Genomic DNA, 23,171 nt, shown 5'->3' on the forward strand with positions numbered 1-23,171 from the left:
GAAGTAATGATCGAAACGGCTAGCGCTACGGGAACTCGACTTGCCGATCGGACGGCGGTGATCACCGGCGGCGCGTCGGGTATCGGCCGCGCGAGCGCTCTACGGTTCGCCTCCGAGGGCGCCGAGGTCGTCGTGTGGGACCTCGATCCGGTCGGGATCGATGCCGTGGTCACCGAGATCCGCCAGGCGGGCGGACGGGCTCACGGGGTGGTGTTCCTGATCAGCGACGAGGCGAGCTTCGTGCACGGCGCGGTCTACGTCGCGGACGGCGGCTGGACCATCCGCTGAGATGTGCCCTCGTAGCAGTACTGCGCGGGGTGTGCACAGCTGAAGCTCTCCGGATCCGGGCTCGCGCGCCGATAGTGTGTGAACCGCCCGGAACCGGAGAGCGTGTGGAGGCCGACCCGCGAGGGCGCAGAGGCTGGGATAGCGGGCCAAGTGGGTCGGCGATCAGGGGGTGGAAGGAGTGCGGCTCACAATCGTGAGCGGCGGGCGCACTCCACGCTCAGCAGGCCGAGGACTCCGATGGTGACCATGGCGTAGGTGGCGCTGCCGGTGGCGTCGATGATCAATCCGAGCATCGGCGCGGCGAGGACTGCTCCGACGTTGCTGACGGTGACGATGAGTCCGCTCGTCTGGTAGTTCGCCTGCGGCTGAGACAGTTCCGCCGCCCACGCCCAGTATGTGCCACCGTACAACGAGGCTGCCAGGAACATCATGCACAGGTAGATCCCGAGAGTGCTCGCGGGAATCCCGGGCAGGGCGACCACCATGATGCCGGCCAGACCGGCACCGATCATGTTCGTCTGGAATCGCTCGCCGCGGAAGAGCCGGTCCGACATCAGCCCGCCGATGGGAGCCGCGACGAGTTTGAACATGAAGGTGACGCCGATGATCGCCGAGGCTTCGAGCAGCGTCATGCTGCGGTCTTGTTCGAGGAACAAGGGCAGGGCGTAGGAAAGCCCGTAAAGGGTGATCGCAGTGCCTGCACCGTACAGCGAGGACCACCACACTCGGGAGCTGCGCAGCGCCTCGGCGAGTGATCCCGGTTTGGGGAGCGCGTCGAAACGGGTCGAGTGCGGGCGCCGGAGTCCGACGGGTTCGGCAACGAGGGCGTCCATCGAGGGCACACCGGGGTGGGACTTGTGGAAGTCCTTGACGGTGAGCACGAACAACGCACCGCAGGCGATGCTCGGGACCACGGTCAGCCACATCGAGGCGACCTCCCACGACATGCCGCTGTCGGTCAGCAGCGGTCCGGCGAACGAGGTGATCGAGAAGCCGACGCCGAGGAAGCCCATCAGGAGGCCGGTCGCGAAACCGCGCCGGTTCTTGGGGAACCACAAGGATGCATGGGTGGCCAGCGAGGCATTCATCACGCCGCCGCAGCAGCCCAGGAGCAGACGCAGCACGAGCATGCCGGTGTAGGACTCACCGACGACCGGGATCAACAGCCCCGAAACGACATTGCAGAGCAGGCCGATGACGATGATCTTCTTCACCCCGATACGGGCGGCCCACTTGCCGGCGAAGACCGGAACCACGCAGAACGTGAGCATCGATGCGGTGGTGAGCGAGGACAGCTGGGTGGCGTTGATCCCCCAGTCGTCCTGGATGACCGTGCCGAACACGGCCACGGTGTTCAGACCGATGAAGCAACACATGAAGCACAGCAGGCTGACCAGCAGGACCCACCAGCTGTAGAGGGGCGCGCGCGTGGATGTCACACGCGCGCCGGTGAGCGTCGAGGTTGTCATGACGTGCTCCTGTGTCTGGGGCGCCGCCCGCAAGGCAGGAGGCGCAGTCGGGACGAGCGCGACGGACCGGAGTGCACACGGCGCGTAGTGAATTCGACCGTGAATCGCACCCGGAACGGAAGGTGCGGTAGCTCGGAACGGAACCGCACCAGAAAAACGAACGTACGTATGTTAGTGCTGCATCACCTGTCGTGTCAACGGTCACAACGAGGATTCAGGACCGGACGCGCCCAACGCGATCGAGTGGTGAGATGACCCACCGGAATTCGCCCACGGAACGCGCAAAACGCCCGGCTGGTGCACCAGCCGGGCGTTTAGGGGAGGGTCGACGAACAGTGGTCAGGCGAGCGAGACGGTAACCGCCTTGCTCTGCAGGTAACCGTCGAGGGCTTCGCCGCCCATCTCCTTACCCCAGCCGGACTGCTTGAAGCCGCCGAACGGCAGCGCGGCGTCGAAGACGTTGTAGCAGTTGACCCATACCGCGCCGGCGTTGACCGCCTCGGCGAAGCGGTGGGCGCGACCGACGTTGCTCGTCCACACACCGGCCGCCAGACCGTAGGTGGTGTCGTTCGCGCGGCGCAACACCTCGGCTTCGTCGTCGAACGGCATCAGCGAAACAACCGGACCGAAGATCTCCTCCCGGGCGATGGTCATGTCGTCGTCGACCCCGCCGAGCACGGTCGGCTCGAGGTAGTAACCGGGCTCGCGGGTCTGGGCACCACCGGCGATGATCTCCGCTCCGTCACTGAGCGCGCCCTCGACGAAGGTCTTGACCTTGGAGCGGTGCTGGTCGGAGATCATCGGGCCGACCAGGACGCCGCGCTCGGCGCTGGGGCCGATCTTGATCTCCGGCACCTTGGCGGCGATACGGGCCTGGACCTCGTCGTAGACGTTGCGCTGCACATACAGCCGCGACCCGGCCGTGCAGGCCTCACCCTGGGCATAGAGGACGGCACCGAGCACTCCGTCGACGGCGATGTCGAGATCGGCGTCGTCGTAGATGACATTGGGGGATTTGCCGCCGAGTTCGAGGGTCAGCTTGCTCAGGTTCGATGCCGCCGCGACGACGATCCTCTTGCCGGTCTCGACCGAGCCGGTGAACGCGACCTTGTCGACCTGCGGGTGACCGGCCAGCGGAGCTCCGGCGTCTGCGCCCGTTCCGGTGATCACGTTGACCACTCCGTCGGGCACACCGGCTTCGACGGCCAACTCCGCCAGGCGCAGCGGGGCCAGGGAGGCGAGTTCGGCGGGTTTGAGCACCACGGTGCATCCGGCGGCCAGCGCCGGGGCCAGCTTCCAGACCGCGGCGAGCGCGGCGCCGTTCCAGGGGATGATCTGGGCGACCACGCCGACCGGCTGCCGCCGGGTGTAGGAGAAGAAGTCTCCGGGGTTCTGCCGCGACAGCGGGATGGTGCGTCCCTCGAGCTTGGTGGTCCACCCGGCCATGTAGCGCAGCAGGTCGGCCATGTTCGGCAGGTCGATGTCGCGGATGAACGCGTAGGGCTTTCCGCAGTCCTGGGTGTCGATGAGGGCGATCTCGTCCGCGTTGGCCTCGATGAGGTCCGCGAAGCGGTGCAGGATCCGGGCGCGGGACTCGGCCGGCATCCGCCGCCACGGGCCGTCGTCGAATGCGCGGCGGGCAGCCTGCACCGCCAGTTCGACATCGCGCGGGCCGCCTGCGGCGATCTCGGCGAGCTTTTCTCCGGTCGACGGGTTGAAGACGTCGACAGTGCCGCCTTCGACCGGATCCACCCACTTACCGTCGATCAGCAGTTGATGACGGCTCGGGCTGGTCTCGGACATCTTTTCTCCTTCAGGTAGAGCTGCTCGGCGAACACACGAACGCTGGCGGCGATGATGCGGCCGTGGGTGCCGCCCGGCGCGCGCGGAAGTCCTCGGGACCCGGCGCGCTTACCACATACGAACGATTGTTTTCTTACGGTACCGGGTGGGCACCCATCCATGTCAACGATCGGCGCCCACCGGGAGATCAGGGGATGTTGCCGCGGTAGCGGGCCGACCGGTACGGGGTCGGCCAGTCGAGCGTGTCCTCGACGCCGAGTTCCTTTGCCGCCTTGAGCGGCCACATCGGCTCGCGCAGCAGGTTCCGTCCGACGAAAACAGCGTCGGCGGCTCCGTCGACGAGGACTTGCTCGGCCTGGGAGGAGTCGGTGATCAGCCCGACGGCCGCGACCGGCAGGGATGTGTCGTTGCGAATCCGGCGAGCGAACGGCACCTGGTATCCCGGTCCCACGGTGATCTTCTGCTCCGGGGTCAGGCCACCGCTGGAGACGTCGACGAGGTCGATCCCGGAACCCTCGAGCGAGCGGATCAGTGCGACGCTGCCGTCGACGTCCCAGCCGTCCTCAGCCCAGTCGGTGGCGGAGATCCGCAGCAACAGCGGCAACTCCTCCGGCCAGACCGCGCGAACCGCGGCGATGATCTCCCGCAGCAGCCGGGCGCGGCGGTGGGGGTCTCCGCCGTAGTCGTCGGTGCGCTGGTTGGTGATCGGCGACAGGAACTGGTGGAGCAGGTATCCGTGTGCGGCGTGGATCTCGACGACCCGGAATCCTGCGGCCAGCGCACGGGTGGCGGCTTCGGCGAAGTCGGCGACCACCTTCGCGATGTCGGCGACGGTCATCTCGCGTGGCACCGCCTGGTCTCCCCAGGCGGTCGCCGAGGGACCGACCGTCTCCCAGCCGCCCTCGCTGATCGGGACGGTGCCGTCGCCCTCCCAGGGAACCTGCGCGGAGGCCTTGCGGCCGGCGTGCGCGAGTTGGATACCGGGGATCGATCCGTGCTCCGTGACGAACCGGTTGATGCGGGCGAACGCCTCGAGCTGCGTGTCGTTCCACAGCCCGGTGCACTTGGGGCTGATCCGCCCTTCCGGCTGACCCCGGTCGCCTCGGTCAGCACCAGGCCGGCCTTCCCCTTGGCGAACGAGCCGAGGTGCACCAGATGCCAGTCGTCGGGTACGCCGTCGTCGGCGGAGAATTGACACATCGGCGCCACCCAGAGGCGATTTCGGAAGGTCACACCGCGCAGGGTCAGCGGTGAGAACAGCCGCGTGCGATGAATAGTGGGTTGAGACAACACGAACTCCTAGGTCGGGGTGGTGCGGCTATTCCAGCGTCGAGCCGGCGTTCGGTCCCTCGAGGAACTTGTTGGGGGTCAGGAAGAAACACAGCACCAGTGCCCCGTTCGGCGCAGAGGCGCGGTGCTGGTTGCCCTGCGGTCGCCACGAGAAGTTCCCGACGGTGGTCTCGCCTTCCTCGTCGACGATGCTGCCTTCGAGCACCCAGGTCTGCTCGATCCGGACATGCTCGTGCAGCGGCAGAACCGATCCGGGCTGCCAGCGGAACAGGGCGGTGAGCAGACCGCTCTCCTCATCCTTGAGCAGCACCTTGATATCGATGCCTTCGTACCCGGAAGGGCGCCAGGGCAGGGCGTCGACGTCGACGTAGCGCGAGGCCAGCGGCGGAAGTGCGTTGAGTTCGTCGGCGAAGGGGGTAATGGCGGGCATGATGGTGTTTCTTTCTGTGTTGTGTTGTGCGGGTACGCGAGTCAGAACGACCGCGGCAATCCCAGGTACTTCTCACCGATGTGGTTGCGGAGCATCTCGTTGGTCAGTGGGGCGAAGGTGTAGAGGCGGGCGTCGCGGACCAACCGCTCCATCGGGTACTCCTTGCTGAACCCGGATCCGCCCATCAGACGCATGCCGGCGTCGGTGACGGCGACCGCCGCATCGGAGGCAGCGACCTTGGCCATGGCGCTGAGGATGTCGGCGCGCTTGCCGGTGGCGGTGGCCGCGGCGGCCTGGAGCATCAGGGCCCGGGCGGACTCGATCGCGATGGCGCCGTCGACGAGCCGGTGCTGGCCGGCCTGGAAGCTGCCGACCGGGCGCCCGAACACCTGACGCTGGCGGCCGTAGTCGACGGCGGCTTCCAGCGCGCCCCGCGCGATCCCGAGTGCGGCGGCGGCGGCGTTGAGTCGTTCCCCGTTGAGAGTGCCCAGCACCTGCCGGAACCCCTGGTCGACGTGCCCGAGGACGGCGGAGGCATCGATTTCGACGTTGCCGAAAGTGACCTCGCAGGTGTCGAGGCTGTGGATGGCGAAGGTGTCGAGTTCGCGCACGGTGATGCCGGGAGTGTCGGTCGGGACCACGAACATGGTGATGCCGTCGATCGGCGAAGACTCATGCGTCGAGGTCCGGGCCAGGACGATGAGATTCCTCGCGTGCTGCGGACCCGAGATCCAGGTTTTGGCGCCGTTGAGAATCCACCGGCCGTCGCCGGCCTGCTTCGCCCGGGTGCGCATGACTCGGGCGACGTCGGTGCCGCCGTCGGGTTCGGTCAGTGCGAAGGCGACCCGATCGCTGCCGTCGAGGAGCGGGGCCAGGACGGCACTGCGCTGCTGGTCGCTGCCGTACTCGGTGAGCAGTCCGACGCCCATGTACTGCACGACCAGGCACACCGCCATCGAGGTCGGGCCGGCGGCGAGCTCTTCGAGGACGATGATCTGATGTCGGGGGTCGGCGCCGGTCGTGCCGTCGGCCTGGGCGTCGAGTCCGATCAGCCCGGCTTCGCCGAGCGCCCGGTACAGCTCGAGGTCGAACGCGTTGGCGTCGTCGAGTTCCCGGACCCGCTGCGGGGGTGCATACCGTTCGATGATCTCACGCACCATCTCGCGCAGATCCGCTTGCTCCGTAGTGTCCGGCAGGGTGCCGCTTCCGATCATGAGACTCCTCCAACTCGGGGTGACCGCGCCCTTCGGGGTACAAAGGTGCGGCCGTCGCGCTGTGACCTGGTCACCCACCCCACGATACAAACGAACGCACGTTTTTCCAAGGGTCAGGCGACCACTCCTTCCACCTAGACAAACAAACACCCGTTCGTATAGCGTGTGTGATGCCCATTACAGAGGGCGCGCAGGCCGCGCGGTCCCACAACGCAACCGGCCCCGCCCTCACTCGTCGTGAACTCGCGTTTCACCCGCGAAAGACGGCACCGACCAGCACGAGAAAGGGTGACCATGCCTCCCACCGAGACCGCTGTCGACTGGAGCCGGCTCTGGTCGGATCCGTCGATGCTCCGCCTGCGACGTGACCGCCGAAGTTTCTTCACCGTTGCCTGGGGCGTTTTCGCGGTGGCGTTCTGCGCGCTCGTCGGCTTCGCCGCATTCGCCCCGGAGATCATCGCGAAACGTCCCGTCCCGGGTCTGAGCGTCGGGCTGATCCTGTCCCTGGCCTACGTCGCGACGGTGATGAGCCTCGGTGCCTGGTACGTGCGCCGCGCACGCCACTGGGACATCCTGGCCGCGGCCGTGCTGAGCGTGCCCGCCACCCGAGAGCGAGAGGTCGCGGGCAATGTCTGACGGATTCAACACCACGGCCGTCGTCGTCACGATCCTGCTGCTGGCGACCACCTTCGTGGCGACCTACTTCGCCTCGCGCCGCACGAAGACGTCGGCGGAGTTCTGGACGGCCGGGGGCGGTATGACCGGACGCAAGAACGGCACCGCCATCGCCGGCGACTTCCTGTCCTCGGCCTCCCTGCTGGGTTACGCCGGGTTGGCCTACCTCTACGGCATGGACGGCATCGTCTACGCGATCTTCGCCTGCGGGATCTTCCTGATGGTGATGTTCCTGATCGCCGAAAAGCTGCGTAATCTAGGGCGTTTCACGTTCGCCGACGCGCTCGCCACCCGGCTCCGGTCCGGTCCGGTCCGCATCGTCTCGGCGATCTCGACGCTCTTCATCTGTGTCTTCTACCTCCTCGCCCAGATGGTTGCCGGCGGTGTGCTGATGGAGGCACTCGCCGGGATCGACTTCTCCTGGGGCGTGGTGATTGCCGCGGTCCTCATGCTGACCTATGTGCTCTTCGGCGGCATGCTCGCCACGACGTGGCTGCAGATCATCAAGGCCGTGGCCCTGATGAGCGTCGTCGCGCTGCTGGTGATCCTGGTTCTCATCCGGATCGATCCCAACCCGCTCAACATCATCGAGCAGGCGGTCTCGCAGAGTAAATTCGGCGATCACTACCTGGCCACCGGCAACTCCTTCCAGGGGCCCTGGAACATCATGTCCATGGCAGTGGCCGTGACGTTGTCCGCGGTGGGCCTGCCCCATGTGCTGATGCGGTTCTTCACCGTCCCCGACGCCATCGAGGCCCGCAAGTCCGCGATCTGGGCGATCAGCCTGATCGGCGGATTCAACGTCCTGATCGCGTTCCTCGGCATCTCGGCACGCGCCGCCCTCGGTGCCGGCGGGGAGGAAATCGCCGGCAAGGGCGGCAATCTCGCCCTGCCCGCCTTGACCGTCTGGCTCGGCGGCGGGGACGGCTTCGCGTCCGACCTGCTGCTGGCGCTGGTGGTCGCGGTCTCGATCGCCACGCTGCTGGCGGTATCGGCCGGCCTGGTGCTCAGCGCGTCGAGCACGATCGCCCACGACCTGTGGGCCAAGACCTTCCACCGGCCCGAGCGGGAGGAGATGACGGTCGGCCGGATCGCCGCGGTGGCGTTGGTGATCGTCACCGTCGGTGCCACCCTGGCCATCGGCGGCACCCAGAACGTGACCTTCCTGGCCACGCTGGCGACCTCCACCGCGGCCAGCGCGAACTTCCCCGTCCTGATCATGACGCTGCTGTGGCGGCGGATGCGCACCCTCGGGGCCGTAGTCGGGGCGCTGTCGGGTCTGCTGACGGCGCTGGCGCTGATTCTGACCGGTCCGCTGGTGTGGCCGAGTCTGGCTCCGCTGCTGTCGGATTCACTGTCGACCACAGCGCCCTTCCCGCTGGCATTCCCGATCCTGCTGTCGGTGCCCGCCGGATTCCTCGGGTGCATCGTGGGCAGCTACCTCAGTCGTGAGCCCGCAAATGACGCCGCCTTCGACGAACTTCAAGTGCGTGCCCTGACCGGGGCAGGTCTGGACAAGACGAAGACCCTCGCGCACTGATCCCCTCACGGCGGCGTTCGACCGGAAGCTGTCATCTCCGGCCGAACGCCGCCGTGCATTCCCGAATGGTCGCCGAACTTCTACCGTCGCCGACCCCGACTGAAGGAGAATTGTATGTCCGTCAAGATCGTTGCGCTGATCACGTCGAAGTCCGAGCTTTCTCGCGACGAGTTCCTCCGGTACTGGAACGTCGAGCACCCCCAGTACGTATGGAAGCTCCCGGAACTCGAGCGCTACGTGCAGAATCCGGCGATCGAGCATCGCACGGAATGGGCGTACGACGGGATGGCGGAGCTGTGGTTCCCCTCCGTCGCCGCGGTGGCCCAGGCGTTCTCCTCGCCGGAGGCGGACGCCGTCCGCGAGCACGAGGAAGAGTTCATCGGGAACATCACCTGGTTCCTCGCCTCCGAGTCGGAGATCGTGCCGGTCTGAACGGCGCCGTCGAGGTCAGGGTTCGCGCAGAACGCCCTCCTGGGAGGCCGACGCGATGCGCGCACCCGCCTCGGTGGTGAAGTCGCAGGTGCACAGGCACCGGCCACCGGTGGCGATCGGGCTGACCTGCCGACACAGCATCCAGTCGTTCATCGAGAACCGGCGGTGAAACCACATCGCGTGGTCGATGCTGGCACCGGCGATCACCCGGTTGCCGTACCAGGAGCGCCCGTGCGGCATCAGCGCCGGGTCGAGCAGGGTCAGGTCGCTGACATATGCCAACAGGGCAGTGTGCAGCAGCGGCTCGTCCGGGACCGTGGTGGCCGCGCGCACCCAGAATTGCTGCTCGGGATTCCGGGTGCCGGCCGCGGCCAGCGCCTCGGGATGTTCGAGAAAGCGGAAATCGAAGGGGTGGGGTTGCGACCACCACTCCGGCAGCATCGCACTCTCGCCCTCGAGTTGCTCGTGCAGCGGCAACAGTTCGTCCGGTGCAGTCTCGGTCAGGGGCGGGGACCATTCGTGCTCAGGGCCGTCCTGCTCGGTGGCGAACGAGAGCTGCAGTGTCGCCAGCACATCATCGCCCTGGGTCGCGGTGACGGCGCGAGCGCTGTAGGAGCGGCCGTCTCGCAGGATCGTCACCTGATAGGCGACGGGCGCACCAGGGTCTCCACCCCGCAGGAACAGCGTATGCAGCGAGTGCGGATACCGGTCGGCGGGCACGGTCGCACCGGCCGCCATCACGGCCTGCGCGAGAACCTGTCCGCCGAAGAGCCGGGGAAGTTTGCGCACCGAGGTCGGACCATCGAACCGGTTCACCCCCGCGGGGGTCACTCGCAGAGCGTCGACCAGGGACTCGAGTTCTTCGGCAGAGGCAATCACCGTCCGCGCCCTCTCTGTCGTCGACCCCACCTCACGGATGCGGCGGGGACCATCGTTGACCGTTACCACATCTGACGGTACCGTAAGCGAACGTACGATTGTTTGTCTAAGCGACATGGTCTTACGAAGGCGACCCCACACCGGGGCGTCCATCGCACAGGTATTTCGAAACCCCAAGGAGTCCGGGCATGTTGTCCAAGGTCCTCGTCGCCAACCGCGGCGAAATCGCGGTCCGCATCATTCGCACGTGTGCAGAGGCCGGTGTAGCCAGCGTCGCCGTGTACTCGGAGGCGGATGAGAAGGCACTGCATGTGCGGCTGGCCGACGAGGCGGTCCTGCTCGGCGCGGCCTCCGCGTCGGAGTCGTACCTGGCGATCGACAAGATCATCGAGGCCGCCAAGAGCACCGGTGCGCAGGCCGTGCACCCCGGCTACGGCTTCCTGGCCGAGAACGCGGCGTTCGCCAAGGCCGTGGAAGACGCGGGATTGATCTTCATCGGGCCGCCCTCCTCGGCGATCGAGGTGATGGGTTCGAAGATCGCCGCCCGTGATCTCGCCGCGAAGGCCGACGTCCCGCAGGTCCCCGGCTCGCAGGGCACCATCGCCTCCGTGGCGGACGTGATCGCGTTCGGTGACGAGCACGGCTACCCGGTGGCGATCAAGGCCACCTACGGCGGTGGCGGCCGCGGCATGCGGACGGTCGCCTCGGCCTCGGACGCCGAATCCGCGTTCGCCTCGGCCAAGCAGGAATCCGCTGCCGCGTTCGGTCGTGACGACGTCTACCTCGAGCGGTACCTGTCCAGCGCTCGCCACGTCGAGGTCCAGGTATTCGCCGACACCCACGGCAATGCCGTGTGGATCGGCGACCGCGACTGCTCGGTGCAGCGCCGCCATCAGAAGCTGATCGAGGAAGCACCCGCCCCCGGCCTGTCGGACGAGCTGCGCCGCGCCATGGGCGAGGCGTCGGTCCGCCTGGCCAAGCAGGTCCGCTACGTCGGCGCCGGCACCGTCGAGTTCCTCGTCGAGGCCGACCGGGAGGCCTTCTACTTCCTGGAGATGAACACCCGCATCCAGGTCGAGCACCCGGTCACCGAAATGACCCTGGGCCTGGATCTGGTCGCCGAGCAACTCGCCGTCGCCGCCGGCGAACCGCTGTCGATCACCGAGTCCGGCGCCGCCCCGCGAGGGCACGCGATCGAGGTCCGCGTCAACGCCGAGGACACCCGCGGCGCCCTGTTCATGCCCAGCCCCGGCCCGATCGCCACCGTGCAGGCACCCACACGGGCCGGCGTCCGCTGGGATGGGGGCTACGAATCCGGCGACGAGGTCCAGCCGTACTACGACAGCCTGGTCGGCAAGCTCATCGTGTGGGCGCCGACCCGGGACCGCGCCCTGGACCGGCTGACCCTCGCCCTCGACGAGCTGATCATCGACGGCGTACCCACCACCGTCCCTGCCGCACGACAGGTCATTGCGCACAAGGACTTCCGCAACGTCGCCATGCACACCAACTGGCTCGAGCGCGACATCGACTTCGCCTCGCTGCTGCCGCCGGTCGAGGACCTGTCCGACACCGATGCCGAGGACACCGAGGAGATGCTGCCCCGCAACGAGGGGTGGGTCGGTGACCGCCGCTACGTCATCCCGTTCTTCACCCCCGCCGGCCCGGCCGCTGCCGCGCCCGTCGCCGAGCCGCAGGCGCGCCGCGCCGCGACCGGCGGACCACGGAAGAAGCGGGGCGGCGGCGCCGCCGCGAGCGGTGAGGCCAAGAGCCCCATGCAGGGCACGGTCGCGCAGATCGACGTCGAGGTCGGCGCCCAGGTCGAGGCGGGGCAGGTGCTGATGGTGCTGGAGGCGATGAAGATGCAAAACCCGATCCGCGCCGCCGTTAACGGTGTCGTCGAGTCCTTGCACGTCGAGGTCGGGCAGGTCGTGGCGGCCGGAGCATCCCTGGCCACCGTCGCGGCGGCAGGTGAGTGAGATGACCACACCCGCAGGGCCGCCGGTCGCGGTCGTCACCGGCGCCGGAGGCGGACTCGGAGCCGTCACCGCCACGGTGCTCGGCGAACTCGGCCTGGCGGTGGCCTGCGTCGACATCGACGAAGTCGCTGCCAAGCGCACCGCCACCGAACTGGGCAACAACGGGGTCACCAGCGCCGCGTACGGCGTGGACATCACCTCCGAATCGGCGGCCGGCTCGTTGGTCGACGCGGTGCACGTCGACCTCGGCCAGGTATCCCATCTGGTCAACATCGCCGGCATCCTGCGCCGCACCCATCTCGCCGACACCACCGCCGACTCCTGGCGGCAGGTCATGGACGTCAACGTCACCGCCCCGTTCCTGCTCACCCAGGCCTTCGCGGACGATCTGAAGGCCGCCGAGTACGGGCGAGTGATCAACTGCGCGTCCTTCGCCGGCACCCGCGGCTACGAGTACCCCGCCTACGCCGCCTCCAAGGCCGCACTGATCAACCTGACCAGCTCCCTGATGTTCGACTTCTGGGGCACGGCGGTCACCGTGAACGCCGTCGCCCCCGGCGCAATGGTCACCCCCATGCTCGACCGCCCCGCAGCAGAGCGGATGGCGGCCAAGACACCGACCGGGCGCATCCTCGACCCCGACGACGTCGCCGCAGTCATCGGTTTCCTCGCGGGCCGCACCTCACGCGGGGTCAACGGCACCACCACCGTGATCGACGGTGGCGCCTCACTGCTGTTCAGCTACAAGTAGCGCCCCCACCGACGATTCGTAATCCACTACCTCCGAAACAGTTTGGAAAGATCATGACTGACACTCTCGACGAGAAGACCACAGCGGCCCCGGTAGGCCCGCATGAAGAGCTCGAGACGCGGCTGGCCAAGGCTCGGCTCGGTGGCTCGGAGAAGCAACGCCAGAAGCAGATCGATGCCGGCAAGATGCTCGTGCGCGACCGGTTGGAACTCCTGTTCGACAACAGCTGGTCCTTCGAGGACGGCCTGCTCGCCCGCTACGACGAAGGGCTGCCCGGCGACGCCGTCGTCACCGCGGTCGGCAAGGTCGACGGCCGCGATGTCGTCGTCATCGCCAACGACTACACCGTCAAGGCCGGCACCTGGGGCAAGCGCACCTTCGAGAAGATCGTCCGCGCCCAGGAACTCGCCGACTCCACCGGCACCCCGATCGTGTACCTGTTCGACTCCGCGGGCGCCCGCATCGACGAACAGTTCGAAAGCTTCGTCGGCCGCCGTGCCTGGGGCAACATCTTCTACAACCAGGTCCAGATCTCCGGCCGCGTCCCCCAGGTCTGCGCCCTCTTCGGGCCCTCCCCCGCCGGCTCGGCCTACGTGCCCGCGCTGTGCGATCTGACGATCATGGTCCGCGGTCACGCCACCGCCTACCTCGGCTCCCCCCGCCTGGCTCAGATGGTGACCGGCGAGGACGTCACCCTCGAAGAGATGGGTGGGGCGGAGATGCACTCGACCGTCTCGGGCCTGTCCGACGTCCTCGTCGAGGACGACGCGGAAGCCATTGCCGCCGTGCGTGTGTGGCTGTCGTTCCTGCCGTCGAACTGGCAGCAGGAGCCCCCGATCACCGCTCCGGCCGACCCGTCCGGTGCCCGGACCATCAAGGAGATCGTCCCCGAGGTCGAATCCGAGATCTTCGACATCCACGAGCTGATCGACTCCCTCGTCGACGACGCCAGCTTCTTCCCGTACAAGGATTTGTTCGCCCCGGAACTGGTCACCGGATTCGCGCGCCTGAACGGCCAAAGCGTCGGCATCGTCGCCAACCAGCCCACCGTGAAGGGCGGGGTGATCTTCCCCGACTCTTCCGACAAGGCCGCCCGGTTCATCTGGATCTGCAACGCCTACAACATTCCGATCCTGTTCCTGGTCGACATCGCCGGCTACATGATCGGCTCCGAGGTCGAACGCCAGGGCATCATCCGGCACGGCGCGAAGATGATCTTCGCCGTCTCCGAGGCCCGCGTGCCCCGCATTACGGTGCTGCTGCGCAAGGCATACGGCGGCGGGTACCTCGCGATGTCCGGTGCCCCGATGCAGCCGGACGCCCTGATCGCGCTGCCGACGGCCAAGCCCGCCCTGATGGGCCCGGACGCCGCCGTGAACGGCATCCACTACAACCGCATCCAGGCCATCGAGGATCCGGAGGAGCGGGCCGCGTTCATCGCCGAGAAGCAGGCCGAGTACGCCGCCGGGATCGACGTGTTCAAGATCGCCAACGAGAACGCCGTCGAAGCGGTCGTGCCCGCGAACGAGCTGCGCAACGAGCTCACCCAGCGTCTGGCGCTCTACCGGAAGCGGGACCGCACCGCGCCCGCCCGCCGAAATGGCGTCACCCCGGTATGAGCGCGCCGGTGCTCGCTCCGCGGCGGGAACGTCTCACCGGTGTCGTCACCGGTGCGGGCACCGGGATCGGCCGGGCCTGCCTCGAAGTGCTGGTCGACCACGGCGCCCGCGTCGACGCGTGGGATCGCAGCGACGAGGCGCTGGCAGATCTTGCCGGGCGTGAGGAGGTCGCTGCCCGTACCGTCGATGTCACCGATGCGGCGGTGGTCGCATCCGCAGCGTCGGCGGCGTTGAAGCACTGGGGCCGCATTGACTTCGTGATCAACTGCGCAGGCGCGTTTTTGGTCGGTCCGCTGGCCGACGTCAGTGCCGCGTCGGTGCGTGCACTGTTCGAGGTGAACGTACTCGGGACGACGGTGGTCACGCAGGCGTTGCTCCCGGCGCTCAAGAGCAGCCGGGGGTCCATCGTGAACGTGGCCAGCTCGGTTGCCCTCAAACCGACCGCCAGTAACGCTCACTACGCGGCTTCCAAAGCGGCGGTCGCGCACCTGACCCGGTGCTGGGCCCTCGAGTTGGGGCCTGAGGGGGTTCGGGTCAATTCCGTCGCTCCCGGACCGACGCCGACCGAGATCTACCGGACCGCCGGGATGAGTGCGGAGCAAGAGTCGACGCTACTCCGCGAGCGGGCTGAGGCTATTCCACTGCGCCGGGTCGGCGATCCCGTCGACACCGCCCGGTGGATCGCACGGTTCGCGCTCGAGGACGACTGGACGACCGGCGTCGTTCTTCCGGTGGATGGTGGAATGGCGCTCTGACGCCGCGTCCTCGCCATTCACTTTCAGCACCCGGATCCCGGGCCCTCACGACGAGGGCCCGGGATCCGGGTGCCTTCCGTCGGTCAAGTCAACCTTCGACTCCGAAAGCGACCTACCCCGCAGTGCCTGATCATTCGAACCACCACATCGACCGGGACTGGCAGCACCGCGCCTCCTGTCTCGGCACCGACACCGAGAGGTTCTTCTCCCCCGACGGTGAACGCGGCAACGTCCGCGCCCAGCGTGAGCACGCCGCCAAACCGATCTGCCAGGACTGCCCCGTGCTCGCCGAATGCCGCACCCACGCCCTCACCGCCACCGAGGCTTACGGCATCTGGGGTGGCATGTCCGAAAACGAGCGCGCCCGCCAGACCAGACGTACCCGCCTCGCGTCCCGGCCCGGGGAGTGCGTCGCGCCACCGGACCCTCGAACCGCGCCGGACCCGAGCACGTCACGAGGTAGAACGGTCACGGCCACCCACTACGACGCACCGAGAGTCATCGAATCCGGCGAGTCCGCAGGAACGTCTCTCGAACAGAGGTCGGCCAGCAGGGAGGACGCGCGGTCGCCCGCCGTGTACGTCGAGGACGTGCGTGATCCCGACACAGTCCGACGAATCACCTGCACCGGCCATCGGGCACGTATGAGGCACCCTCACTGAGCAGAGGCGAGAAGACACGCAGCGCAAAACCACTGCCCCTTCACCCGCGACGGAAACGTCTCGGGTGAAGGGGCAGTGGGGATGGTCCCGCGGCCAGACTTGGATCGGCCACGGAATCCGACGGCTTCTAGCCGCCGACCTTCTGACTTGCGCCGGCGTCGATGGGCAGGTTGATTCCGGTGATGTACCGCGACTCGTCCGAGGCCAGGAAGAGCACAGCGTTGGTGATGTCGATGGGTTCGACCCACGGGATGTTCGGGAGCGAGTGCATCGTGGCGAACGCGTCGCGGGAGTCCTCGAGCGTCGGGTGCGCGAGGTCCGGACGGAAGAGTCCGTAGAAGGTTTCGTTCTGCAAGAGCTTGGTGTTGACGTTCGTCGGATGGACCGCATTGACACGGATCCCCTTGGGGCCCAGCTCGTTCGCGAGGGTGTGCATCAGTCCGACGATGCCGTGCTTGGCGGTGACGTAGTGGCCGACGTTCGGGTAACCATTCAAGCTCGACGTCGATCCGGTAAAGATGACCGAGCCACCTTCGCCCCGCTCGACCATGTTCGGCACCGCGGCCTTGACGGTGTGGAAGACACCGGTCAGGTTGGTGTCGATCATGTCGTTCCACTGCTCTTCGGTCAGGTCCAGGACCTTGTTGGCCGAGATGATGCCTGCGTTGGCGCAGACGATGTCGATACGGCCGAACTCGGCGAGGCCGTCGGCGACCGCAGCCTCCATCTGCTTCAGGTTGCGCACGTCGGCCTGCGCGATGACGACGCGGCGGCCCAGCTCCTCGACCAGTCGCGCCGTTTCCTTCAGGTCGTCGAGCGACGCCATCGGGTACGGCACACTGCCGATCTGGTCGGCGATGTCGATGGCGATGATGTCAGCGCCCTCTTTGGCCAGCCCCAGTGCGTGTGAACGGCCCTGGCCGCGTGCGGCCCCGGTAATCAGGGCGACCTTGCCCTCCAAGCGGCTCATTGAGTTTCCAATCTCTCGATGTACGACCCTGCCGATGTCGGCGGAGCAACCAACAAACGTACGTGCGTTTGTTTAATTAGAGTGTGATGTGAGCGACAGCAAATGTCAACCATGCGTGCCGGGTGAGACGAGGGCCCGCTGCATGCACCATTGCGGCAGACGGGCACCACAAAAAGATCAACAGAGTCCGGGAAGCATTCTCCGCGAAAACATTACCGAGACAACGGGACGAACAGCGCAGCGATCCCACGTGCGTGCGCGGCCGTAGCCATCGATCGGGGACGCCCGCAACCACGCACCGCGCTGCCGTGCATCCAGCGATATCCTCGCCACCCACCGCTCCGGGGCATTCGTTGGGTGTGTCACCAAAGTTGTCAGCCCGCACCCCGGGCTGGCGCCCCGGGCGCGGGCTGAACGGATATACGGTCGGGTCAGGCGGCGTTCTCGACGCCGAGCTGGCGCAGCGCCATCTTGATGTAGGTGTTGACGACCTTGTCGAGCGACTTCGGGCCGCCAGGCTTGTACCAGGACGAGACGTGCGCACCCTGAGCCAGTATCGAGTACGTCTGCAATTTGGCATCGAGGATGTCCGCGCCGGTTTCCTTGGCCACATCCTTGATGAGTTTCTGCAGCAGGCGCTCGTACTCGGCACGCTTGGCGAGGACCAACTCCAAGTCTCCGTCGCTCAGTGCCCGGAGCTCGGTATTGCCGATGAACGTCTCCCGCGCATGCTCCGCGTGATAGCGGATGTGGCAGTCGACCGCCGCCTTGAACCGGTCCAGCGCACTCCCATCGACGCTGACGAGCGCTTTGTTCACGGCTTCGAGGAGTTCGTCCATGACCGACACCATGATGTCGGTCAGCAATTCTTCTTTGCCGCTGATGTGGTTGTAGAGGCTGCCGACCTGGATGCCGACCTCGCTCGCAACGGTGCGCAGCGACGTGGCCTCGTAGCCGTGCTCGTAGAACAGGCTGGCCGCGGCCTCCCGTATAGCGACGTTGGTGCGCGCGCCGCCGCGCGTCACCCGGGTTGCTCGCGTCACTGTGCCCCCTCCGAGGTAAATTGGACGGTCCCCGAAGGGGCCGGCAAGCGGTCTCAGGAACAATCGTACGTTAGTCGATCGTATTCTCGCTGATTGTCGGCACGGTTGTCACCAGCCCATCGTCGCCCGGATGTTGGTTTTGACAATCTTGCCGCTGGGATTCATCGGCAGGGCGTTCGGGCCCACGAGCGCGATCATCTTCGGGACCTTGTATCCAGCCAAGTGCTTGCGCAGGAACGTGGCGATCTCCGTCTCCGTGACGGTCTGACCCGGCCGAACGGCGATCACCGCTCGCACTTCCTCGTCCCACTCCTCACTCGGCACGCCGAGGACGGCGGCTTCCATGACAGCCGGGTGCGTGTGGAGCAACTGCTCGATCTCCGAGCTGTACACGTTCTCGCCACCTGTCTTGATCATGTCCTTGGCCCGGTCGCGGAAGTACAGGTAGCCATTTTCGTCGCGAACCGCCAGGTCACCGGTACGCAGCCACCCGTTGTCGAGCACCTCCTTGGTGGCCTCCGGTCGACCGAAGTATCCGGTCATCAGATTGGGGCCGCGGACGCAGATCTCTCCGATCTCTCCCACCGCGGTCGGGGCACCGTCGTAGAGATCACGCAACTCGACCTCGGTGAGGAGGTATTCGGTGCCGATCGAGCCGTCGATCTCCGGCCGGAGCATGTCCTGCGGGAGCAAACGGGTGACCATCGGCCCGGCTTCGGTGAGGCCGTAGCGGAAGAACAGGTCGACGTCCGGGATCAGTGCCGACACTGCCAGCTTGTCCGGCATGCGCAGCAACCCGGCACCGGTGTGGAGAGCCTTGAAATTGTTGCGGAACCCATCGGTGTCGAACGTGCCCGACTTGAGCATGCGCCGGATCATGTTGGGCACGAGGAACATGTTGGTGATCGACTCGCGGGCGACGAGGTCCGCGATCTCCTCTTCCACGAATTTGTGGACGAGGACCGAGCTGTTCCCCGTGACGTAATGGGGCAGGAACCAGCACAGCAGTGCGGCGGAGTGGAAGAGCGGGGTGACGACCAGGCCGCGATCGTTCGGGCGGCCACCGATCCGGCAGTCGGCGATTTCGTTGACTGCGTTGGTCAGGATCGCCGAGTGCGAGAGCACGACCCCCTTGGAGAAGCCGGTGGTGCCGCCGGTGAACAGGATGCAGGCAGCATCCGATGCTTGAACCGGCACATCCTTGATCGGTTCCGATCGCAGCAGGTGATCGAATTCGTCCCCCTCGTGCACCACGGCGACCGGCGCTTCGAGGTCATCACCGGCCAGGACCTCCGCGATGGCGGCGTCGAAGCCATCGCCGACGAGTACGACACGGGCGCCGGTCTCGTTGATGCCGTGGGCCAGCTCCTCGGTTGCCCATCGCCAGTTGTATGGGACAAAGGCGGCGCCGGCGGCGACGATTCCCAGGAAGGTTTCGATGCCGAAGGCGGTGTTGCCCGCCAGCACGCCGACGGTGTCACCGGGTTTGACACCCTGCGCCCGAAGGCCGGCGGCAATCCGCCACGCCCGGTCTGCGAGTTCTCCATGGGTGAGCCGGCGCGTACCGTCGAAGATCGCTTCGCGTTGGGGCACCAGCCGCTCGTTGCGACGAATAGCGTCGACGAGAGTAAACATCGTTCTCCTTAGCCGTACAAGAGCCGTACAAGTGTTGCTGTGGTCTTCAACACTACGTTAGGCGTACGTACGTTCGCTAGTCCTACGGTTCTGGAATTCCCGCCGACTTGCAGCGAATGCCGAATGACCGCCCTCTGGGGCAAGACAGCTAATGGCTCGCGTACCGCGACGTCGATACCTGAGGTCAGGACTGAACGACATCATCGAGCGGGACACCCGCACCGTGTACGACGTGGTCCAGCGCGGAGATGCCGACATCGGCATCTCGACGTTCCCTCCACCCGGGTCGATGGAGACCCGAGTCATCGGCCGCGCCCCGGTGTGCGCGCTGGCATCACCGGAACATCCCCTGGCCGGACAGACCCAAGTCGCCTTAGCCGACCTCGTTCGAGAATCGCTCATCCTGATGCACCGCAACAACGCTGCCCGACTCGCATTCGACACCGCCACCGCCGGCCAAGGCCTCGCCTACGTCGACCCCCGGGTTGTGTCAGTGACATCTGTGGCCAGAGCACTCGCCGCATCGGGCCAGGGGGTTGCTGTACTGACCGATCAACCCCTCTTCAACCTCATCCGCGTGCCGATTCAGATCCCCGAAGGCATCCTCGCCGTCACCCTCTATGCGGGCTGGGATCCCGAACACTTCGCCGCGCCCGCAGTGTCGGCACTCGTCGATTCGATCTCCGACTACCACCGAAACGTCCTGACGCCGACGGCGGAGATCACGATCGCCGACCCACTGCACACGCCCGACCGACCGTGACACCGGCGTTCACTGCGCGAGGAAGTCGGCGAGAGCCTGCGCCACGAGGGCGGGCTCGTCCTCGGTGAGGAAGTGCCCGGCACCGGGCACGAGCGTCGCTCGCGCCCCGGGGATGCGGCGCGCGAGATCGTCGGCGAACGACCGGTCCAGCCATTCGTCGTCCGCACCCCACACGATCTGCACCGGCACCTTCACGGTGCCGAGTTTCTCGACGACGTCGGCGGTGTCGCGTTCGTCGAAATATTGGACCTGGTCGAGGTAACGCTGCTGCCCGCTCGCGCCCGCGAAAGGACCGAGGTAGGCCTCCGCGACGGACGCCGGCAGCCGACGACGGGTCGCGGTGTCGAGGTGGGCCTCGGTGATCCGCTGGAAGATGTGCGTCGGCATCGTGCGGTACACGTCGAGGTGGCGTTGCATGTGCTGCGCCACCGGCGTCACCCACGGTGAGAGCACCGCCGCGTCGAGCAGGGCGATGCGCCGAACCGGGACTCCCTCGACGAGGTGTGCCCGGAGTACTGTCGCCGCACCGATGTCGTGACCGACCAGCACAGGCCGCTCGAGTCCCCAATCCTCGACCAGCCGGGCCAGCACGCGCGCGTGCGTGCGGATCGCCACCGGCTCGCCGGGAACCGGTGGCGAGTCACCGTAGCCCGGAAGGTCCCAGACGTACACCGTGTTCTGCTCGGCGAGGCGGGGAATCACCGCGCGCCACAGATACGACGACGAGGGCGTGCCGTGCACGAGAACGACGGGCGGGCCGTCGCCGAAGACTCCGGCCGCGACGGTGGCGCCGTCCACCGTCAGCCGGTCGGGCAGGCGCCACCGGTCGGTGTCGGCCGTGTTGGAGATCTGCTGTCGAGTCATGATCATCCTCCCGAGACGTAATGGTTAAACTGACTTGGTAACCATTACGCTAGACGGAGGATGTAAGTGATGCAACTGACTTTCACCGATTACACCTTCGGGGCATCGGTGGCGACGGCGCTCGTCCTCACCGCCCCGGAGGTGCTCGTCGCGACCGGTGACGCCCTCACCGACGGCGAGTCGCTGCATGCTTTCCTCACCGAGCACGGCATCGTCCCCGGCGACCGGCCGGCGACCGTTGCCGATCTGGACGAGGTTCGTGCGTTGCGGACACGCGTGCGCGACATCGTGGCCGCGCCGAACGAAGAGGCGATCGTCGACGGGGCCAACCAACTCCTGTGCGTGGCCCGCACCGTCCCCTTCCTCGGGCGCCACGACGGCACGTGGACGTGGCACCTCGAGACCGCACCCGAGTCGACCCTCGCCGACGACCTGGCCGTCGTCATCGGAACGGGCCTGCTCGGAACCGTGGCTTCGCTGGGACCGAACCGGTTCCGGTCGTGCGAATCCCCTTCGTGCAACGGAATTTTCGTCGACACCAGCCGGGCGGGCCGGCGCCGGTTCTGCATGCCCCAGGTGTGCGGAAACCGTGTCAACGTGGCGAACTTTCGCGCCCGACGCCGTCGCGAACAGCAGGATCGCGCCGGAACGGGCCCCACAGACGCCGGGTGAGGAGTCGATGTCGATACGACCACCACCACCGGTGCCGGGTGGTCATCGTGTGGGAACAGCGAGGGGTTGCCTAGGCTCGGGCCGCCGCGGGAGACGCGGTGAACCCAGCGCTCGGCGCGAACCGTGCCAGCACGTCCTCGGCAGGTTCCCCGGCCGCGGCGGCGATGAACGCGAGAACGTCCTCCCGGGTGTCGATACCGATCAGCGTGTCGGGTTCGGAGAGGAACCCGAACAGGGCCGCGGCAACGGGTTCGCTCACGGTCGCCGCCGGGAACAGCAATTCGGCGTGGACCGCGTACTTCGGGTCGCCGAGGAACAGCCGGGTGACCTCGGCGGCCGCGTGGCCCCGTGTGTTCCAGTGCTTCTCGAACTGCTCGGACAACCAGTCGGCGGTGAACTCGCCGTCGTGCCCGCGTGCCGCCTCGACGAGCGCGGCCACCTGTACGGCGGTGTTCTGGGCTCCCTGTCCGGCGAGGGGATCGAACGCGATCGCGGTGTCGCCGATCGCCGCGACCACGTGGCCGCTCCTGGTCGTCCCGACCGCGCGCCGCACCGTCGGGGTGACCGCCCCACTCAGCCACGAGTGCGGGTCGGACTCGATCACCTGCAACTGCTCGATCTCGGGGGCGTCGTGCGGGAAGTAGTCGCGGTAGAAGTCGACGACGGTCTGCCGCGCGGAGTGCACGTCGGTGACCGCGGCGAACCGCTCCTCCCACGGGCTGCCCGGTTTCGCGAAGCCCAGGAAACTCCATGTAGCGCCGGCGTCCTTGTGCAGGTACGGGCCGAGCCAGGCCTCACCGAAATCGGTGTGCAGGTTGAAGAGATTGTGCGCGCCGCCCGCCGCGGACCGGTAGCCGAAGGTGTCCGCGCCGTGTCCCAGGCCCTGCAACGTCACCAGCAGCAGTCGGCGCTGCGGTTCGCTGTACACAGTCCGTTCGGTGTCCACCGGGAACAGCGTGGACAGCCCGCCCTTTCCGGTCGCCACGAGCGTCAGTTCGTGGTCGGCGGCGATCGCGTCGAGGTCGTCGAGGTTGACGGCCCGGACCTCGAAGCGGCCGCCGCGGTCGAGGAATCGGCCGAGTCGGTCATCGGCCCGCAGTCGCACGTCGACACCCTGCGCGACGTACCGGAAGTCGGGGTCGAATTCGAGGACGTCGGCGCGGGTGTCACCATCCCCCGTGTGCAGGCGGGTGCTCATCCCGGTCGAGTGCGGACCGTCGGCGTAGAGGTCCTCGATGATGCGGGCGTCGGCCTCACGGGACTTGCCGAAGTAGACGGCGGTGCCGGTGGCCGGGACGTCGTTGCGCAAGGCGTCCCGGTCGCGGTCACTGTAGAGGGTGACGGTGAAACCGGCGTCGACGAGACCGAGCGCGGCAGTGGTGCCGGCCAATCCGGCTCCGACGACGGCGGCGGTGCGGGGTGTACTCATGGGTCCTCC

General features: G+C 67.1%; 20 protein-coding genes and 2 pseudogenes. 11 read left to right on the top strand and 11 right to left on the bottom strand.

What is annotated here, in order from left to right:
* Positions 1-6: 6 nt before the first annotated feature.
* On the top strand, positions 7-288 hold the full coding sequence (locus QM806_RS30120; protein WP_275948820.1) for an SDR family NAD(P)-dependent oxidoreductase: 282 nt from the start codon (positions 7-9) through the stop codon (positions 286-288).
* Between the two features lie 185 nt (positions 289-473).
* Here the strand turns inward: QM806_RS30120 and QM806_RS30125 are convergent, their stop codons facing one another.
* The 5 genes and pseudogenes from QM806_RS30125 to QM806_RS30145 form a co-directional block, all read right to left on the bottom strand.
* A complete protein-coding gene (locus QM806_RS30125) occupies positions 474-1,757 on the bottom strand; it encodes an MFS transporter (protein WP_043789343.1) in 1,284 nt (427 codons plus the stop codon).
* Between the two features lie 339 nt (positions 1,758-2,096).
* The gene (locus tag QM806_RS30130; RefSeq protein WP_283293823.1) at positions 2,097-3,560 is read right to left on the bottom strand and encodes an aldehyde dehydrogenase family protein; all 1,464 of its coding nucleotides are present in this window, start codon (positions 3,558-3,560) and stop codon (positions 2,097-2,099) included.
* Positions 3,561-3,876: 316 nt separating this feature from the next.
* Positions 3,877-4,760 (bottom strand): annotated as a pseudogene (locus QM806_RS30135) (NADH:flavin oxidoreductase/NADH oxidase); the annotation flags it as partial.
* A 118-nt stretch (positions 4,761-4,878) separates the two neighbouring features.
* Positions 4,879-5,280 carry a cupin domain-containing protein gene (locus QM806_RS30140; RefSeq protein ID WP_005250650.1) on the bottom strand — a complete coding sequence of 134 codons (402 nt, stop codon included), beginning with the start codon at positions 5,278-5,280 and terminating at the stop codon, positions 4,879-4,881.
* Positions 5,281-5,321: 41 nt separating this feature from the next.
* Entirely contained in the window at positions 5,322-6,494 is a 1,173-nt protein-coding gene (locus QM806_RS30145; protein WP_283293826.1) for an acyl-CoA dehydrogenase family protein, read from the bottom strand.
* Positions 6,495-6,788: 294 nt separating this feature from the next.
* Here QM806_RS30145 and QM806_RS30150 point away from each other — a divergent pair, with 294 nt between their 5' ends.
* From QM806_RS30150 to QM806_RS30160, 3 genes are all read left to right on the top strand, one after another.
* Complete coding sequence (locus tag QM806_RS30150; protein ID WP_005565855.1) at positions 6,789-7,130, top strand: DUF485 domain-containing protein; 342 nt, start codon at positions 6,789-6,791, stop codon at positions 7,128-7,130.
* Positions 7,123-8,709, top strand: coding sequence for a solute symporter family protein (locus QM806_RS30155; protein ID WP_005565857.1), 1,587 nt, complete (start codon positions 7,123-7,125; stop codon positions 8,707-8,709). The genes QM806_RS30150 and QM806_RS30155 overlap by 8 nt, the downstream gene beginning before the upstream one ends.
* Before the next feature lie 114 nt (positions 8,710-8,823).
* The gene (locus QM806_RS30160) at positions 8,824-9,141 is read left to right on the top strand and encodes an EthD family reductase (RefSeq protein WP_005565859.1); all 318 of its coding nucleotides are present in this window, start codon (positions 8,824-8,826) and stop codon (positions 9,139-9,141) included.
* Positions 9,142-9,156: 15 nt separating this feature from the next.
* Here QM806_RS30160 and QM806_RS30165 read toward each other — a convergent pair whose 3' ends face one another.
* The gene (locus QM806_RS30165; protein ID WP_064080346.1) at positions 9,157-10,020 is read right to left on the bottom strand and encodes an acyl-CoA thioesterase; all 864 of its coding nucleotides are present in this window, start codon (positions 10,018-10,020) and stop codon (positions 9,157-9,159) included.
* A 188-nt stretch (positions 10,021-10,208) separates the two neighbouring features.
* Between QM806_RS30165 and QM806_RS30170 the strand changes: the two genes are divergently transcribed.
* From QM806_RS30170 to QM806_RS30190, 5 genes and pseudogenes are all read left to right on the top strand, one after another.
* Positions 10,209-11,999, top strand: coding sequence for an acetyl/propionyl/methylcrotonyl-CoA carboxylase subunit alpha (locus tag QM806_RS30170; RefSeq protein ID WP_064080347.1), 1,791 nt, complete (start codon positions 10,209-10,211; stop codon positions 11,997-11,999).
* A gap of 1 nt (position 12,000) precedes the next feature.
* Entirely contained in the window at positions 12,001-12,750 is a 750-nt protein-coding gene (locus QM806_RS30175; protein WP_064080348.1) for an SDR family NAD(P)-dependent oxidoreductase, read from the top strand.
* Positions 12,751-12,803: 53 nt separating this feature from the next.
* On the top strand, positions 12,804-14,369 hold the full coding sequence (locus QM806_RS30180) for an acyl-CoA carboxylase subunit beta (protein ID WP_064080349.1): 1,566 nt from the start codon (positions 12,804-12,806) through the stop codon (positions 14,367-14,369).
* A complete protein-coding gene (locus tag QM806_RS30185; RefSeq protein ID WP_167115424.1) occupies positions 14,366-15,124 on the top strand; it encodes an SDR family NAD(P)-dependent oxidoreductase in 759 nt (252 codons plus the stop codon). Before QM806_RS30180 ends, QM806_RS30185 begins: the two co-directional genes overlap by 4 nt.
* Before the next feature lie 122 nt (positions 15,125-15,246).
* Positions 15,247-15,558, top strand: a pseudogene (locus QM806_RS30190) (WhiB family transcriptional regulator); the annotation flags it as partial.
* Positions 15,559-15,913: 355 nt separating this feature from the next.
* Here QM806_RS30190 and QM806_RS30195 read toward each other — a convergent pair.
* The 3 genes from QM806_RS30195 to QM806_RS30205 form a co-directional block, all read right to left on the bottom strand.
* On the bottom strand, positions 15,914-16,756 hold the full coding sequence (locus tag QM806_RS30195) for a mycofactocin-coupled SDR family oxidoreductase (RefSeq protein ID WP_005250628.1): 843 nt from the start codon (positions 16,754-16,756) through the stop codon (positions 15,914-15,916).
* 431 nt (positions 16,757-17,187) lie between these two features.
* A complete protein-coding gene (locus QM806_RS30200) occupies positions 17,188-17,799 on the bottom strand; it encodes a TetR/AcrR family transcriptional regulator (protein WP_248949798.1) in 612 nt (203 codons plus the stop codon).
* A 108-nt stretch (positions 17,800-17,907) separates the two neighbouring features.
* The gene (locus tag QM806_RS30205) at positions 17,908-19,434 is read right to left on the bottom strand and encodes a class I adenylate-forming enzyme family protein (RefSeq protein ID WP_005563096.1); all 1,527 of its coding nucleotides are present in this window, start codon (positions 19,432-19,434) and stop codon (positions 17,908-17,910) included.
* Between the two features lie 151 nt (positions 19,435-19,585).
* Between QM806_RS30205 and QM806_RS30210 the strand changes: the two genes are divergently transcribed.
* Positions 19,586-20,197: a LysR family transcriptional regulator substrate-binding protein gene (locus QM806_RS30210; RefSeq protein ID WP_005563098.1), complete on the top strand. Its 612-nt coding sequence runs from the start codon at positions 19,586-19,588 to the stop codon at positions 20,195-20,197.
* Between the two features lie 9 nt (positions 20,198-20,206).
* On the opposite strand, the gene QM806_RS30215 is transcribed toward QM806_RS30210, so the two are convergent.
* Complete coding sequence (locus tag QM806_RS30215) at positions 20,207-21,061, bottom strand: alpha/beta fold hydrolase (RefSeq protein ID WP_283293829.1); 855 nt, start codon at positions 21,059-21,061, stop codon at positions 20,207-20,209.
* Between the two features lie 69 nt (positions 21,062-21,130).
* Between QM806_RS30215 and QM806_RS30220 the strand changes: the two genes are divergently transcribed.
* The gene (locus QM806_RS30220; RefSeq protein ID WP_283293831.1) at positions 21,131-21,733 is read left to right on the top strand and encodes a CGNR zinc finger domain-containing protein; all 603 of its coding nucleotides are present in this window, start codon (positions 21,131-21,133) and stop codon (positions 21,731-21,733) included.
* A gap of 70 nt (positions 21,734-21,803) precedes the next feature.
* Here QM806_RS30220 and QM806_RS30225 read toward each other — a convergent pair whose 3' ends face one another.
* Positions 21,804-23,162, bottom strand: a complete 1,359-nt coding sequence (locus tag QM806_RS30225; protein WP_283293833.1) for a styrene monooxygenase/indole monooxygenase family protein — start codon at positions 23,160-23,162, stop codon at positions 21,804-21,806.
* Positions 23,163-23,171: the final 9 nt, after the last annotated feature.

The organism is Rhodococcus sp. IEGM 1351 (assembly GCF_030056875.1).
Taxonomy (GTDB): Bacteria; Actinomycetota; Actinomycetes; order Mycobacteriales; family Mycobacteriaceae; genus Rhodococcus_F; species Rhodococcus_F opacus.